Here is a 15,355-nt window from a genome sequence, read left to right as displayed (position 1 = left end):
CCCAGCCAGTTCATCGGCAAAACCCGCATCAGTCCTGCGACTGTTCCTACCCGAAACAGCGAAAGGATACCCGCCCATATCCCTGGGTGTTCGACCATAATAATTCGCTCCAATGGAGCACATGACTGTCAGGGATAACCGCATGACGACCGCTACCTGCAACGAGGCTGTGTCTGCCCAGCCGACAAACTCGACCACACGCGTGGCCACCGCGAGTTTCATCGGCACCGCCATCGAGTTCTACGATTTCTACGTCTACGCCACGGCTGCGGCCCTGGTGATCGGGCCGGTGTTCTTCCCGCAAACCTCAGGCACGGCACAGATGCTGTCGTCCTTCCTGACGTTCGGCATCGCCTTCCTTGCCCGCCCGCTGGGCTCTGCGCTGTTCGGCCATTTCGGCGACCGGATCGGGCGCAAGTCGACGCTGGTGGCGTCCCTGCTGCTGATGGGCGTGTGCACCACCCTCATCGGCGTGCTGCCCGGCTACGCCAGCATTGGCGCCTGGGCGCCGATCCTGCTGTGCGTGCTGCGTTTCGGCCAGGGCCTGGGGTTGGGCGGTGAATGGGGCGGCGCGGCGCTGCTCGCCACCGAGAACGCGCCCAAGGGCAAGCGCGCCTGGTTCGGCATGTTCCCCCAACTGGGGCCCTCCATCGGCTTCCTGGCGGCCAACGGGCTGTTCCTGACCCTGGCCATGAGCCTGGACGATGAGCAATTTCGCGCCTGGGGTTGGCGGATTCCGTTCCTGCTCAGTGCAGTACTGGTGATCGTCGGCCTCTATGTTCGACTCAAGCTCCATGAAACCCCGGTGTTCGCCAATGCCATGGCCCGCCAGGAGCGGGTGAAAGTGCCGTTGGTCGAGCTGTTCAGCCAGTACTGGGCGCCAACCTTGCTGGGCGCGGCGGCGATGGTGGTGTGTTACGCGCTGTTCTATATCTCGACGGTGTTTTCCCTGAGCTACGGCGTGTCCACCCTCGGCTACAGCCGCGAGACCTTCCTGGGCCTGCTGTGCTTTGCCGTGCTGTTCATGGCCGCCGCTACGCCCCTGTCGGCCTGGGCCAGCGACCGCTACGGGCGCAAACCGGTGCTGATCGTCGGCGGCGTGTTGGCGATTGCCTCGGGTTTCCTCATGGAACCCTTGCTGACCCACGGCTCGACCGGCGGCGTGGCGCTGTTCCTGTGCATCGAGCTGTTCCTGATGGGCGTGACCTTCGCCCCCATGGGCGCCTTGCTGCCGGAACTGTTTCCCACCCACGTGCGCTACACCGGCGCCTCGGCGGCCTACAACCTGGGCGGCATCGTCGGCGCCTCGGCCGCGCCGTTCTTCGCCCAGAAACTGGTGGCAATGGGTGGTTTGAGTTATGTCGGGGGCTACGTTTCAGCGGCCGCACTGCTCAGCGTGATCGCCGTGCTGTGCTTGAAGGAAACGCGTCATAACGACTTGAACCGGGTTGCCTGACGCGAACCCGCAGGCGCGGCTGCTGGCTGCGATCTTTTGAGCTTTCGCTTGAGATTCAAGCGTCAGGGGAAAGATCGCAGCCTGGCTTCGCTCGGCAGTTCCTACGGGGCAAAACCGGTCAATGAAATAACCGCTAACAATCACCCGCCATTGAAACCACCCCCCACCTGCCCCATCTAAGACCCATACTCCATTGCGCAGGTGCCCCATGAGCGACCAGCACTCTACCGAAGCCACCAACGAATACGCTGACTCCGAACACATCGAACACACCTCCTCCGGCACCGGCCTGGCCCTGCCTGGACAGAACTTGCCGGACAAGGTCTACATCATCCCGATCCACAATCGTCCGTTCTTCCCAGCCCAGGTGTTGCCGGTCATCGTCAACGAAGAACCGTGGGCCGAGACCCTGGAGCTGGTGGCCAAGTCCGACCATCACTCCCTGGCGCTGTTCTTCATGGACTCGCCCCAGGAAGACCCGCGTCATTTCGACACCTCGAAACTGCCGCTGTATGGCACGCTGGTGAAGGTGCACCACGCCAGCCGGGAAGGCGGCAAACTGCAATTCGTCGCCCAGGGCCTGACCCGCGTGCGTATCCGCACCTGGCTCAAGCACCATCGCCCACCGTACCTGGTGGAAGTCGAATATCCACACCAGCCGAGTGAGCCGACCGACGAGGTCAAGGCCTACGGCATGGCGCTGATCAACGCGATCAAGGAACTGCTGCCGCTCAACCCGCTGTACAGCGAAGAGCTGAAGAACTACCTCAACCGCTTCAGCCCCAACGACCCTTCGCCACTGACCGACTTTGCCGCTGCGCTCACCTCCGCTACCGGCAATGAGCTGCAGGAAGTGCTCGACTGCGTGCCCATGCTCAAGCGCATGGAAAAAGTCCTGCCGATGCTGCGCAAGGAAGTCGAAGTGGCGCGGCTGCAGAAAGAGATTTCCGCCGAGGTCAACAACAAGATCGGCGAACATCAGCGCGAGTTCTTCCTCAAGGAGCAGCTCAAGGTCATCCAGCAGGAGCTGGGGCTGACCAAGGACGACCGCAGCGCCGATATCGAACAGTTCGAGCAGCGGCTCGAAGGCAAGGTGCTGCCGGCCCAGGCACAGAAGCGCATCGAAGAGGAAATGAACAAACTCTCGATCCTGGAAACCGGTTCGCCGGAATATGCCGTCACCCGCAATTACCTGGATTGGGCAACCTCGGTGCCGTGGGGCGTGTATGGCCAGGACAAGCTTGACCTCAAGCACGCGCGCAAGGTGCTCGACCAGCACCACGCCGGCCTGGACGACATCAAGGACCGCATCCTGGAGTTCCTCGCCGTCGGCGCCTACAAAGGCGAGATCAGCGGCTCCATCGTACTGCTGGTCGGCCCGCCGGGCGTGGGCAAGACCAGCGTCGGCAAATCCATCGCCGAATCCCTGGGGCGGCCGTTCTACCGCTTCAGCCTCGGCGGCATGCGCGACGAAGCCGAGATCAAGGGCCATCGGCGCACCTACATCGGCGCCCAGCCGGGCAAGCTGGTGCAGGCGCTGAAAGATGTCGAAGTGATGAACCCGGTGATCATGCTCGACGAGATCGACAAGATGGGCCAGAGCTACCAGGGCGACCCGGCCTCGGCCCTGCTGGAGACCCTCGACCCGGAGCAGAACGTCGAATTCCTCGACCACTACCTGGACCTGCGCCTGGACCTGTCGAAAGTGCTCTTTGTCTGCACCGCCAACACCCTGGACTCGATCCCCGGCCCGCTGCTGGACCGGATGGAAGTGATCCGCCTGTCGGGCTACATCACCGAAGAAAAAGTCGCCATCGCCAAGCGTCACTTGTGGCCCAAGCAACTGGCCAAGGCTGGCGTGTCCAAGGGCAGCCTGAGTATCAACGACAGCGCCCTCAAGGCCCTGATCGACGGCTATGCCCGTGAAGCCGGGGTGCGACAGCTGGAGAAACAGCTGGGCAAACTGGTGCGCAAGGCGGTGATGAAGCTGATCGACGACCCCAAGGCCGTGATCAAGCTCGGGCCGAAGGACCTCGAAGCCTCCCTGGGCAAACCGGTATTTCGCAACGAGCAGGTGTTGTCCGGCATCGGCGTGATCACCGGCCTGGCCTGGACCAGCATGGGCGGCGCGACCTTGCCGATCGAGGCGACGCGCATCCACACCCTCAATCGCGGCTTCAAGCTGACCGGGCAACTGGGGGACGTGATGAAGGAATCGGCGGAAATCGCCCACAGCTATGTCAGTTCGCACCTGAAGCAATTTGGCGGCGATCCGAAGTTCTTTGACGAGGCCTTCGTTCACCTGCACGTACCGGAAGGCGCCACGCCCAAGGACGGACCGAGCGCCGGCGTGACCATGGCCAGCGCATTGCTGTCCCTGGCCCGCAACCAGCCGCCGAAAAAAGGCGTGGCCATGACCGGCGAACTGACCCTCACCGGGCACGTCCTGCCGATTGGCGGGGTGCGCGAGAAGGTCATCGCGGCGCGGCGGCAGAAAATCAACGAGCTGATCCTGCCGGAAGCCAACCGGGGCAACTTCGAAGAACTGCCGGACTACCTCAAGGAAGGCGTCACGGTGCACTTTGCCAAGCGGTTTGCGGATGTGGCCAAGGTGTTGTTCTGATGTTCCTCTAGCGCTTGTGCGGGCCCCATCGCGGGCAAGCCTTGCTCCCACCGGGTTAAATGTCGCTCACAGATTTTGTCTGCAACAAAGATCCATTGTGGGAGCAAGGCTTGCCCGCGAAGGCGGCATCAGCAACAACATATGCCCAGCTGACACACCCAGTATCATCTTCGGTTATGCTCGCCGTTCGTCGTAAATGCCGGAGCCACCACCCTTATGTCCCTCACCCGCCTGCTCGTCCCCCTCAGCCTCGCCCTGCTGAGCGCCTGCGCCACGCAAACCGGCAACAACGTGACCGTGGAAAAACTGAGCCAGTGCCCGGTAAGGCTCAATAACGGGCAGAACCTGATCCTGAGCTTGCCCAGCAACCCCACCACCGGTTATCGCTGGGCGATCCAGGATTCGGCCGGTGGCGTGCTCAAAGGCTTGGGTCCGGAGGTTTATCGCAATCCTGAAGACGCCGGCATTGTTGGCGCCGCGGGTGTCTCGACCTGGCGCTTCCAAGCGTTCAGTACCGGCACCGGGCGCTTGCGCCTGACTTATCAACAGCCCTGGGCCCCGGAAGTGCCGCCCGTGGAAACCTTTGACTGCGCCATTTCGGTGAATTGACCGTGGGCTGGCTGATCCTTGCACTGATGGGCGCAGCCACCTACCTGTACGGCCTGAGCGTGCACGCCACACTCTTGTGCCTGCTGGTCAAGCCCATGCCGGTCCTGGCCCTGCTCGGCTGGCTGCACGATGCGCCGCCCAGTGACTATCGGCGCTGGATCAGCCTCGGGCTGATTTTTTCGCTGGTGGGTGATGTGTTGCTGGCCTGGCCGGGGGATCTGTTCGTGTTCGGCCTCGGCGCGTTTCTGCTGGCGCACCTGGCCTACCTGAAAGCCTACCTCAGCGACTGCCGCCGCCCGGCACTGCTGCCATTGGCCCTGGCCTTGGGCATCGGCGCGGTGCTATTGGGGATTCTGGTCTCGAACGGCCTCGGGCCGTTGCTGGTGCCGGTGATTGTCTACGGCCTGGCCATCAGCGCCATGCTTTGGCGAGCGTTGGCGCGGCTGGGCAGCGGCGTGCCGAAACGCTCGGCCTGGCTGGCCGCCGCCGGGGCACTGGCGTTTGTGTTCTCCGACAGCCTGATCGGCATCAACCGGTTCGTGCAGCCCTTCCATGCCGCGCCTTACCTGATCATCGTCAGTTATTGGCTGGGCCAATGGGGGATTACGGCGTCGGCGTTTATCCAAAAGCGGCACTGAACAAAGATAAATGTGGGAGCAAGGTCTGTGGGAGCAAGGCTTGCCCCACAAAGCTCGCTCCCACAGTTTTTTTGGTTAAAATGCCGGCCTTTTCACCACCCATGCCGCTGGAACCGCCGTGAGCAAAGACCCCGATCGCCTATTCGCCCAACCCCTGGCCCAAGTGCCGGACTTCGCCTTCAACGAGGACGTGGTGCGGGTGTTTCCGGACATGATCAAGCGTTCGGTGCCGGGCTACCCGACCATCGTCGAAAACCTCGGCGTGCTCGCCGCGCAATTCGCCCAGCCCAATAGCGTGCTCTACGACCTGGGCTCGTCCCTGGGCGCCGTGACCCAGGCCCTGCGCCGCCACGTGCGCACCGACGGTTGCCGGGTAATCGCTGTGGATAACTCGGCGGCCATGGTCGAGCGCTGCCGCGAATACCTCAACGGCCAGGACTCGATGTTCCAGGAGCTGCTGCCGGTGGAAGTGATCGAAGGCGACATCCTCGCCCTGACGTTCCAGCCGGCCTCGGTGGTGGCACTGAACTTCACCCTGCAATTCATCGCGCCGGACCAACGCACCGCATTGTTGAGCCGCATTCGCCAGTCCTTGCTGCCCGGTGGCGCCCTGATCCTGTCGGAAAAGTTGCGTTTCAACGATGCCGAGGAACACGCCCTGCTCACCGACCTGCACGTGGCGTTCAAGCGCGCCAACGGCTATAGCGAGCTGGAAATTGCCCAGAAACGCAGCGCCATCGAAAACGTCATGAAGCCCGACAGCCTCGAAGAACACCGCGAACGCCTGCTGGCGGCCGGGTTCTCGAAAGTCGTGCCGTGGTTCCAGTGTCTTAACTTCGCCTCGTTGATTGCCCTGCCATGATTGATCTGTCCCCCCTCGCCCGCCATCTGGCCGGCACGCCCCTGGCCGATTGGGCCGCGACGCTGCAGACGCAACTCGACAGCAAGATGGAAAAGGGCCATGGCGATCTGGAGCGTTGGCAAAGCGCACTCGATGCGCTACCGGCCTTGCAACCCACCACGGTCGACCTGCTGAACGGCCTGACGCTCGACACCGATTGTTCCGACGAAACCCGTGCGCAAATGCGTACCGCGTTGATGGGCCTGTCGCCATGGCGCAAAGGACCTTTCGACCTGTTTGGCGTGCACGTGGACACCGAATGGCGCTCGGACTGGAAGTGGTCACGAGTGGCCCCGCACCTGGACCTGAAAGGCAAACGCATCCTCGATGTGGGCTGCGGCAACGGCTACTACATGTGGCGGATGCTCGGCGCCGGAGCTGACACGGTGATCGGCGTCGACCCCAACTGGCTATTCTTCTGCCAGTTCCAGGCGGTGCAGCGCTACCTGTCGCAGCCCAACGCCTGGCACCTGCCGTTCCCGTTCGAGGCCCTGCCAGCGGAGCTGGAAGGTTTCGACACGGTGTTCTCCATGGGCGTGTTCTACCACCGGCGCTCGCCGATCGAGCACCTGCTGTCCTTGAAGGACTGCCTGGTCAAGGGCGGCGAACTGGTGCTGGAAACCCTGGTGATCGAGGGCGACGAACACCAGGTGCTGGTGCCCGAGGACCGCTACGCGCAGATGCGCAACGTGTGGTTCCTGCCGTCGGTCCCGGCCCTGGAGCGCTGGCTGCGCCGCGCCGGGTTCAGCGATGTGCGTTGCGTGGACGTGAGCCTGACCACCGTAGAGGAACAGCGCAGTACCGAGTGGATGAAGTATCAGTCGCTGAGCGACTTCCTCGACCCCGCCGACCACAGCAAGACCATCGAAGGGCTGCCGGCGCCGATGCGGGCGGTGATCGTGGCGCGCAAGTAAATCGCCCAAGCTGAATCACCCAAGCACCACAAAACCCCTGTGGGAGCAAGGCTTGCCCGCGATGGAGGCACCGCGGTCTATAGCAAGGCCGCGTTATCGTTCATCGCGGGCAAGCCTTGCTCCCACAAAGGTTCACTCCCACAAAGGTTCACTCCCACAAAGGTTCACTCCCACAGAGGTTCACTCCCACAGGGGGACGGTGTCAGTCTGAGGGCTTGGCTCTTCGGGCCTTGAAGAACTCACTCAGCACGGTGCTGCATTCCTCCGCCAGCACCCCGCCCTCGTACATCACCCGATGGTTCAGGAAACCCTGGCTGAAGAACTGCCCCTGGCTCTGCACGATGCCGGCCTTGGGCTCCAGGGCGCCGTAGACGACCCGGGCGATACGCGAATGGACGATCAGGCCAGCGCACATGCTGCATGGCTCCAACGTCACATACAGCGTGCTGCCGGGCAGGCGATAGTTGCTCACCGCCTGGGCGGCGGCGCGGATGGCGACCATTTCCGCATGGGCACTGGGGTCGTGGCCGCTGATGGGGCAGTTGAAGCCGCGCCCGATGATCTCGCCGTCCTGCACCAGCACTGCGCCCACCGGCACTTCGCCCAGGGCTGCGCCTTGTGCGGCGAGGGCCAGGGCTTCGCGCATGAAGTCCTGGTCACGGCTGCGGTCGATGATCCTGGCAGGGCGAATCTGGCGCATCAAGCCACCTCGATGGCGGCCATCAGGCCGGTTTCCATGTGGTCGATCACATGGCAGTGGAACATCCACACGCCTGGATTATCCGCCACCAGCGCCACCTGCGCCCGTTCGTTCTTGCCCAGCAGGTAAGTGTCGGTGAAATACGGCACGACCTTGTGCCGGTTCGACGCGATCACCTTGAAACTCATGCCGTGCAAATGGATCGGGTGCTGGTACTGGGTCATGTTCTTCAATTCGAAAATGTAGCTCTGGCCTTTCTTCAGCGTGGCGATCGGCCGGTCGGCGCAGGTCTTGTCGGTGATGTCCCAGGCCTTGCCGTTGATCTGCCACAGGCTCGGCGGCTTGCCATTGTCGACATTGACCGACACCGAGCCGACCCATTCGAAATTGAAGTTGAGTTTTTCGGCATTGGCCAGGTCCGGCTCCGACACCGGGTTGGGCGGCAGCGCCGGCGGCCATTGGCTCGGCGCGTCACTGTTAGGCACCGAACGCAGGGTGCCCAGGCGCACCGGGCCATTGCGCAACGACAACTCTTCACCGGCTGGCGGTGCCTTGATCGCCAGGCAAATGCGCATGCCCGGGCCGAGCCAGTATTCCTTGCCCAACGGGCGCGGTTCGATGGGGTTGCCGTCCAGCGCATAGATCTGCGCTTCTACGCCTGGGATGTTGATGCGATACGTCAGGGTGTTGTCCAGGTTGAGCAAGCGCACCCGGGTGATCTGCCCGGCCGGCAGGTCAATCACCGCTTGCGCCACGCCGTTGATGGTCGCCAGCCGGCCGGCCGTGCCACCACGCGCCGCTTCACGGGGAATGCTGAACGCGACGAACTCGCCCTGCTCGTCCACATGCCAGCTCTTGAGGCTCAGGGTCTGCTCGTATTTGAAGCCGGTGGGCTCACGCTCTTCGATGATCAACGGTCCCACCAGCCCCCGCCCAAGCTCTTCGCTGCTGTTGACGTGAGGGTGATACCAATAGCTGCCGGCGTCTGGCACACGGAACTTGTAATCGAAATACTCGCCCGGCAACACCGGCAATTGCGAGACATACGGCACGCCGTCCATCTCCAGCGGCAAACGGATCCCGTGCCAATGAATGGTGGTGGCGACCGGCAGGTGATTGATAAAGCGTACCCGCAACCATTCGCCCTGGCGCACCCGCAGCTCGGTGCCCGGCGCCGAGGGGCCAAACGCCCAGGCCTGGGTCTTGTGCCCGGCCACCAGCTCGACGTCCAGCGGTGCGGCGATCAATTCATAGTCATGACCGGCCTCGGCATCGGCGCGCTTGCCCAACCAATACCGTGACGCACCTCCCGCACCCACGCCAACGACAACAAGACCGGCCAGGCCACCGAGTATTTGGCGACGGGTAAAGGACATGAACGCAACCACCTATTGAATCCGCGGCGAACCGTTGGGCCCGCAAAAGGCGAATACGATACACCCGCAGATGAGAAACGGTAAGGGCTGCAAAAATGAAAAAACCTATAGAAATTATCCACAGGTCTTCTCAGTCCCTATCAGCTCAACTTTCAGGGTTTCGACATCTCGGGGTGTTTAGGCGGCGCGATCTTGTTGATGCCACTCCAGTGTTCGGCGAGTTTTCCATCACGCACGCGATAGGCATCGAACACAAAAAAGGGATAGGTCCGCGTTGGGTCTTGCGGCTCAGGTTGGGGAAATTCGCCCGCGATCACCACCATATCCCCCTCGGCAACCAGGAGCGTTGGCGGTATGAGCAAGTCCGGTCTGACCGGCAGCGGCGGCTGGCCGCGAAATATTTCAGCCACCAGAGCCTCCAGGCCGGCACGACCACCCGGCAGATGATCACTGTGCTGCCGATAGTCCTCCGTCACGAAATCCTTTACCGCCGCAGGATTGCGAGCATCGAACACATGCCGGTAGAAATCGATCACGAGCTGACGGTTACGAGCGGCTTGATCCATCGATTGGTGTTGGTTAGTCATAGTTTTTATTTCCGTGGCAGAACATCACATGAATACAGGCCCTGCCCCTTTCAGTGGGTCAGGTTCTGCTCAGGAGTATGCCGAGGGGAAAATCGCGCACGTAAGTCACAGAGGGTCGCACCACCTTCCTGTGAATAAGACCTAGGAAGCGTTCAGGCGACCGGCGAATGAATTGAAATGAGGATGGGAACGCAGGATGTCGTAGGCGGGCGATGTGAGCAGCAATAATTCCTGGGTATGAGTGCGCGAAGTGAGGGCTTGATCCAGCCAATGAAAAGCCTGCTCCACCTCTTGCAACCCGACGTGAATCATCGTCATCGCCGCCGAGTTCGGTCCCTGCGGATTGTCGCTACTGTCCTGCAAAACATTCAAAAGCTGCCTTGCCTTGGTTTCCTGTCCGGTTTGGGCATAGGCGTAGCCCAGGTGGCCCAAGGCGATTGGATGTTCGTCCATTAAACGGCAGGTTTCTTCCAATTGAGCGATAGCGGTGTTGGCAAGTCCGGCATAAAGGAAGCAATCGCCCAGCAATAGCTTGACCGCATCGAACTCGGGCGCCAGCGCCACAGACCTCTGGGCGAACATGATCGCCCCATCGAAGTCGCGCATGTGCATGCAGATCGCGGCCAGCGAAGAAAGCGCGAAGGCCGATCGCGGAGCCAGTTCGACGCCACGCTCGGCGGCCTGGTATGCCTCCTTCAGCCGCCCGGCTTGAAGGTAGCCCAACCCCATCGCGGTATGGGGCAAGCCATCTGCCGGGCTGGCCATGATTGCCTGGTTGAACATCATCGTCGCTTCATCGGCATAGCCGCTGGTGAGGCGCCCCACCCCGAGGGCGACCTGTTCACCGGCTGTCCGGTCATGGATCGCGCCACGCAAATATTCACGCAACAGACTGTTATCGCGCAGCACATAGCGCGGCGCCCTCTCATCCTCGTCGACCATTGCACAAGGCCTGGAACTGAGCCAGGCGTGAATGGAGGACGCAACCTCGGTCGCGACCTTGCGTTGAAAGGCAATCATGTCGTCCACCTGCTGCTCATGACGTCCCGACCAAACAGCCACATCCTGGATTGGATCGATGATGCGCACATTCAACCGATAGGTCCGATCTTGCCGGAACAGGCTTCCTTCCATGACATAGGACGCGTGTGCCGCTTGAGCGACAAGCTGCAGGTCCGTGGCGGCCTGACCGAACTTCTGGCTGGAGCCCTGGGAAAGCACAGCCAGGCCCGGGAGATTGGCAAGGTACAGGCTGATCTCATCATGAAACGAGGTGACCAAGTCGGGCTCGTCAATGCTCAGCCCTGAGAAGGGCAGAATCAGCAGCCGTGGTCGGGCTTGCTCACGCACGGGAGTTCGCAGCGCTGCCGTCTCGATCCCCCTGGCCATGAATTGGAACCTGGGTGTGAACCCTCCTTTGGGCAGCGAAATTCGCACCGGGTCCAGCGCGCCCTCGGTCCGATAGTAAAGCTCCAGCCGGGTTCTCAGTCGCCAGGCTTCGGTCCGTACGCTGGTGTCGACCCGCGGGTCGAACCCCCCATCGCGACCGAAGGCATCCACGGCGATATTGAACTGTTTCAGCCGATCACCACGGCCAGCCAGCGTTTCAGACACCAGGTACTGCAGCAACTCCCGCAGGCGTTTGGTGCGCTGAAAGGTTTCGCTTTGCAGCACAGCATGCAGCGCCGCGATGGCGCGCTCCTCTTGCAGGTCGACGGTGGTGATGACACTTGGAGCCATGGTCATGCTCGTTCATCGTGCGGCAGATTTACGCATCCTAATCCCTTTTTTCGGTTCATACCCCATGGCGCCATGGCCGCACAGGTCACAACACGTCACAAGTAGCCGTCGGCGTTCAAGCCTGATGAGCGTAACCCTCTGAGACTTCGTTTCCCCGCCGGGTGGGCGCCACTATCTTCGCCATGTTCAACCCGACGAAAACGACAAAAAAATGAACCCACTCAGCAAGCTCAACCAGCCGACGGATTCCAGCGTCGGGCCCATCAAGGCCCCCGGCCCAAGTCCCGAAGCAATCCAGATGCGCGATGCGATCCTGGCGCTGACACCGCTGCTGCGCGAAACCGCGTGGGAAAGCGAGAAAGCGACGGCGCTCGTACCCGAGGCATTGCGGGCGTTGGACAAGACCGGTTTTTTTCGTATTACGCTGCCGGAAAAATTCGGCGGTTCGGCCTTCGGCGCCCGTGATCTGGTAGAAGTGATCGCCGCCGCGTCTTATGCCGATGGCTCTGCCGGCTGGAGCGGCTTTGCTGCGTCCGGCATCCGCATGGTCCTGGCGTTCAGTCCGCAGGCGGTCGACGAATTTTCGGCGCAGATCGCCGATTGGGTCGGACCGGCCGCAGTAGGGGCTTCGATCTTTTCCAATATCGTCGGACAGGCCAAGCGCACCGACGAGGGGTTCCTGGTCACGGGCAAGTGGATGTACGGCAGCGGCTGCAGTTATGCCGCATGGGCCGTCGTTGGCATCGAATGGCAAGAGGACGACAAGCCTGTCCGTGGCTTGGCACTGATCTCTCGAGATCAGTACGAGATCCTCGACGACTGGTACGTCATGGGCATGGGCGCGAGTTCAAGCAACAGCATCGTGGCCAAGAACGAGATCTTCGTTCCGGCGTATCGCGTGATCCGCCATGCGGACCTGCCTGTGGCCTTGGGTGCTCTTGCACAGAACTATGAAGGGCTCACGTATCGGATGGGCCCCATGGCGACCATGCTGTCCACGGCGCTCGCCAACATCGCCATCACCCTCGGCATGGCAAGGGGCTGTCTTGATTGCTTCGTCGAACAGGCCAACAAGCGCCTGCCCTTCAACCTGCCTTATGAAACAGTCGCGGCAACGCCGTCGACCCAGGTCGTCGCAGGGCTGGTGCACGCCAAGATCAAAGCCGCCGAGGCGCTGATCCTGCAAACGGCTGACGAAGTCGATGCACGCACCCGCCGAGCGGAAGACTTCCTGCCTCGCGAGGAATCTCTCGCCACGATGAGCCTGGTCTATGCGGCAAATCTCTGCGGCGAGGCCATTGACGAGATGCAGCTTTGCATCGGTTCTTCGACCGTCAGCCTGCGCAACCCTATTCAACGCTTCGCCCGGGATGCACGGGTAATGCTGACCCACGGTGCTATCCGTCGGGATCCAGCTGCAGAAATCGCAGGACGCCACGTTCTTGGTCTTGCGCCCTTCAACATGTTCGCCGGCGGCTTGGCCCAACGCTGACACCTTCACAAAGAGAAAAAAACCATGTCCAGTTCTTCCAACACCCGAACCTCGACTTACCCCATCGATCCGATCTTTCTGGAACGCTGGTCCCCACGCGCGTTTGATCGGGATGCGGTCATTTCCGACCAGGACCTGATGACCCTCTTCGAGGCCGCGCATTGGGCACCGTCGTCTTTTAACTCGCAACCCTGGCGCTTCATCTATGCGCGCAAAGACACGCCGCAATGGTCGCGGCTGTTCGATCTGCTCGTGCCCATGAACCAGGGCTGGGCCGCCGGAGCCTCGGCGCTGGTCGTGCTTGTGTCGGCCAATATGGCGCAACTGCCTGGCGCACCCGGCCCCGTTCCTTCCTACACCCATTCGCTCGATGCTGGCGCGGCCTGGGCCTATCTTGCCCTGCAGGCGACACGACTTGGCTGGTACGCACATGCGATGGCTGGATTCGATGTCGAGCGCACCTATCAAGCGCTTGATGTGCCCAAGACCTATCGGGTCGAAACCATTATCGCCATCGGCAGGATCGGCGATAAGAGTCAGTTGCCTCCACCCTTGCAGGAACGCGAGCAGCCCAACAATCGGCTGCCGGTCGAGGAGCTGGTCATGGAGGGAGGTTTCCAGTCATGAACATGTCCTCGGACAAACCCTTTATCGTCGGCATCGGCGGTACGGCTTCCAAAGGTTCCTCCACCGAACAGGCACTGACCATCGCCCTATCGGCCGCGCAAGCCGCAGGTGGGAGAACGCAGCTCTTTGACGGTGAAGCTCTCCTGGCGCTCCCGCACTACGGCAGCGGCCCTCTCAACAGCGACGGACAGGCGCTGATCGAGGCAGTTCGCGCAGCCGATGGGCTCATCATCGCCAGCCCTGGCTATCACGGCTCCATCTCGGGTCTGGTCAAGAACGCCATCGACTACTTCGAAGAAATGTCCAAGGACAAGAGGGTCTACCTGGATGGGTTGCCCGTCGGGTTGATCGCGACCGCGTATGGCTGGCAAGCGACCGGTGGGACCCTCGGCGCGCTGCGTTCGATCGTTCACGCGCTTCGCGGCTGGCCGACCCCCATGGGGGCCGCCATCAACTCAAGCGGAAAGATCTTTTCCAACGGTGTCTGCCAGGACGAGGCGGCAGCCAATCAGCTCAATCTGGTTGGCCGTCAGGTCGTCGAATTCGCGGGCCGGTCGGCCCATCACGCGACGCAAGCGCCCTCAAGGCCGCTCAGAAACATCAACTAGAAAACCAAAGCGGTTCACGCGACAGCCCAAGAGGACGGAAAAAGACAGGTACTTCGCCGGCGTTCGATCGAGCGTCGGCATAAACCAAAAATAAGAATAAGTGGAGACGTCATGAACTTTCCCGATCTTAGGACTGAGGTCCGACGCGACTTCAGCGAACGTATTGCCGGCCCAGACAACAGACGGCATAAACTGGCGCATGACATCGTGGCCGAGATGGAAGAAGACCTCTGCGCTCGCGACTGGCCGGAAGGTCATCTCATCGGTTCGGTTTCAGAACTGCGGCAGCGTTTCGGGATGGGACGCAAGGTCTGCCAGGAAGTCATCGCCATCATGCAGACACGCCGGCTCATCAATGTCCGCCGAGGTGTCGGTGGTGGTCTCTATGTTTCCCGTCCAGGATTGAACGACACCGTACAAGCGCTCATCCTGCATCTGGTCCTCAGCCGCACCTCGCCGCTCGCTCTTCGCGATGCACGTCTCATCGTCTGTCAGCTGGCCATCCGCTCGCTCATCAGGCGCAACGTGCCCTTTATCTACCAGGACACCCCGTCCAATATCGGCAAGGCGTCAGGTTCAAACTTCTATCGTCAATTAGCCCACGCCTGCGGCAATCCAGCGATCGCTTTCCTGATGGATCTTCTGGAAGAACTGCAACAACGCTTCGTTGCCGCCGATCCACAAAAAGCCGAGATCCACACAGAACTGCTGGATAAAGCCCTCATCGAGGCCATGCGCTCAGGTGACGCGGAAATGGCATGCTGCCTGGTCCGGGACCGCATCCATTCGCTTGACCTGGTTGGGGTGAACCGACCGATGGATCAAGTCAGCTTTGAACAAACGACGACCTTCCTCGACATGAAAAACTCCTCCGGTCGCCTGGCGGGATTGATCGTCGAGGAAATTCTGGCCCATGCGGCAACGGTGTCGTTCAAGCTCGGATCCGAGTGGGATATCGGCGCTCGTTACGGCTTCGCCAGCGAAATCGTCCGCCCGGCCCTGCGCATACTCGAGGATCTGGGCATCGTTGAATGCTGCCGCGGACGCAGCGGCGGCGTGGTCAGCACGCAACCCAGGACCGGAA

General features: G+C 61.6%; 13 protein-coding genes and 1 pseudogene. 10 read left to right on the top strand and 4 right to left on the bottom strand.

Annotated elements, in window-relative coordinates; all coding sequences use genetic code 11:
- Positions 1-142: 142 nt before the first annotated feature.
- The 6 genes from KI235_RS05560 (at position 143) to cmoB (ending at position 7,141) form a co-directional block, all read left to right on the top strand.
- The gene (locus KI235_RS05560) at positions 143-1,456 is read left to right on the top strand and encodes an MFS transporter (RefSeq protein WP_003198081.1); all 1,314 of its coding nucleotides are present in this window, start codon (positions 143-145) and stop codon (positions 1,454-1,456) included.
- Positions 1,457-1,664: 208 nt separating this feature from the next.
- Complete coding sequence (lon, locus tag KI235_RS05555; RefSeq protein ID WP_003198079.1) at positions 1,665-4,079, top strand: endopeptidase La; 2,415 nt, start codon at positions 1,665-1,667, stop codon at positions 4,077-4,079.
- Positions 4,080-4,295: 216 nt separating this feature from the next.
- Positions 4,296-4,688, top strand: a complete 393-nt coding sequence (locus tag KI235_RS05550; RefSeq protein ID WP_003198077.1) for a protease inhibitor I42 family protein — start codon at positions 4,296-4,298, stop codon at positions 4,686-4,688.
- 2 nt (positions 4,689-4,690) lie between these two features.
- The gene (locus KI235_RS05545) at positions 4,691-5,326 is read left to right on the top strand and encodes a lysoplasmalogenase (protein ID WP_003198074.1); all 636 of its coding nucleotides are present in this window, start codon (positions 4,691-4,693) and stop codon (positions 5,324-5,326) included.
- A gap of 118 nt (positions 5,327-5,444) precedes the next feature.
- A complete protein-coding gene (gene cmoA / locus KI235_RS05540) occupies positions 5,445-6,188 on the top strand; it encodes a carboxy-S-adenosyl-L-methionine synthase CmoA (RefSeq protein WP_003198073.1) in 744 nt (247 codons plus the stop codon).
- Complete coding sequence (gene cmoB / locus KI235_RS05535; RefSeq protein ID WP_013692355.1) at positions 6,185-7,141, top strand: tRNA 5-methoxyuridine(34)/uridine 5-oxyacetic acid(34) synthase CmoB; 957 nt, start codon at positions 6,185-6,187, stop codon at positions 7,139-7,141. Before cmoA ends, cmoB begins: the two co-directional genes overlap by 4 nt.
- 202 nt (positions 7,142-7,343) lie before the next feature.
- On the opposite strand, the gene tadA is transcribed toward cmoB, so the two are convergent.
- From tadA to KI235_RS05515, 4 genes are all read right to left on the bottom strand, one after another.
- Positions 7,344-7,841, bottom strand: coding sequence for a tRNA adenosine(34) deaminase TadA (tadA, locus tag KI235_RS05530; RefSeq protein ID WP_003198069.1), 498 nt, complete (start codon positions 7,839-7,841; stop codon positions 7,344-7,346).
- Positions 7,841-9,217 (bottom strand): multicopper oxidase family protein, encoded by a 1,377-nt coding sequence (locus KI235_RS05525; protein WP_003198067.1) that lies wholly within the window; start codon positions 9,215-9,217, stop codon positions 7,841-7,843. Before KI235_RS05525 ends, tadA begins: the two co-directional genes overlap by 1 nt.
- 152 nt (positions 9,218-9,369) lie before the next feature.
- A complete protein-coding gene (locus KI235_RS05520; RefSeq protein WP_060613410.1) occupies positions 9,370-9,804 on the bottom strand; it encodes a nuclear transport factor 2 family protein in 435 nt (144 codons plus the stop codon).
- Positions 9,805-9,945: 141 nt separating this feature from the next.
- A complete protein-coding gene (locus tag KI235_RS05515; protein WP_212795584.1) occupies positions 9,946-11,478 on the bottom strand; it encodes a hypothetical protein in 1,533 nt (510 codons plus the stop codon).
- 277 nt (positions 11,479-11,755) lie between these two features.
- Here KI235_RS05515 and KI235_RS05510 point away from each other — a divergent pair, with 277 nt between their 5' ends.
- The 4 genes and pseudogenes from KI235_RS05510 to KI235_RS30340 form a co-directional block, all read left to right on the top strand.
- The gene (locus KI235_RS05510; RefSeq protein ID WP_039010647.1) at positions 11,756-13,036 is read left to right on the top strand and encodes an acyl-CoA dehydrogenase family protein; all 1,281 of its coding nucleotides are present in this window, start codon (positions 11,756-11,758) and stop codon (positions 13,034-13,036) included.
- 24 nt (positions 13,037-13,060) lie between these two features.
- Positions 13,061-13,663 (top strand): nitroreductase family protein, encoded by a 603-nt coding sequence (locus KI235_RS05505; RefSeq protein ID WP_013692350.1) that lies wholly within the window; start codon positions 13,061-13,063, stop codon positions 13,661-13,663.
- Positions 13,660-14,271, top strand: a complete 612-nt coding sequence (locus tag KI235_RS05500; RefSeq protein ID WP_013692349.1) for an NAD(P)H-dependent oxidoreductase — start codon at positions 13,660-13,662, stop codon at positions 14,269-14,271. The genes KI235_RS05505 and KI235_RS05500 overlap by 4 nt, the downstream gene beginning before the upstream one ends.
- A gap of 111 nt (positions 14,272-14,382) precedes the next feature.
- Positions 14,383-15,039 (top strand): annotated as a pseudogene (locus tag KI235_RS30340) (FCD domain-containing protein); the annotation flags it as partial.
- Between the last annotated feature and the right edge of the window lie 316 nt (positions 15,040-15,355).

Origin of the sequence: Pseudomonas sp. St386 (assembly GCF_018325865.1) — a bacterium.
Taxonomy (GTDB): Bacteria; Pseudomonadota; Gammaproteobacteria; order Pseudomonadales; family Pseudomonadaceae; genus Aquipseudomonas; species Aquipseudomonas brassicacearum.
This window is presented reverse-complemented; position numbering and strand designations above follow the sequence as displayed.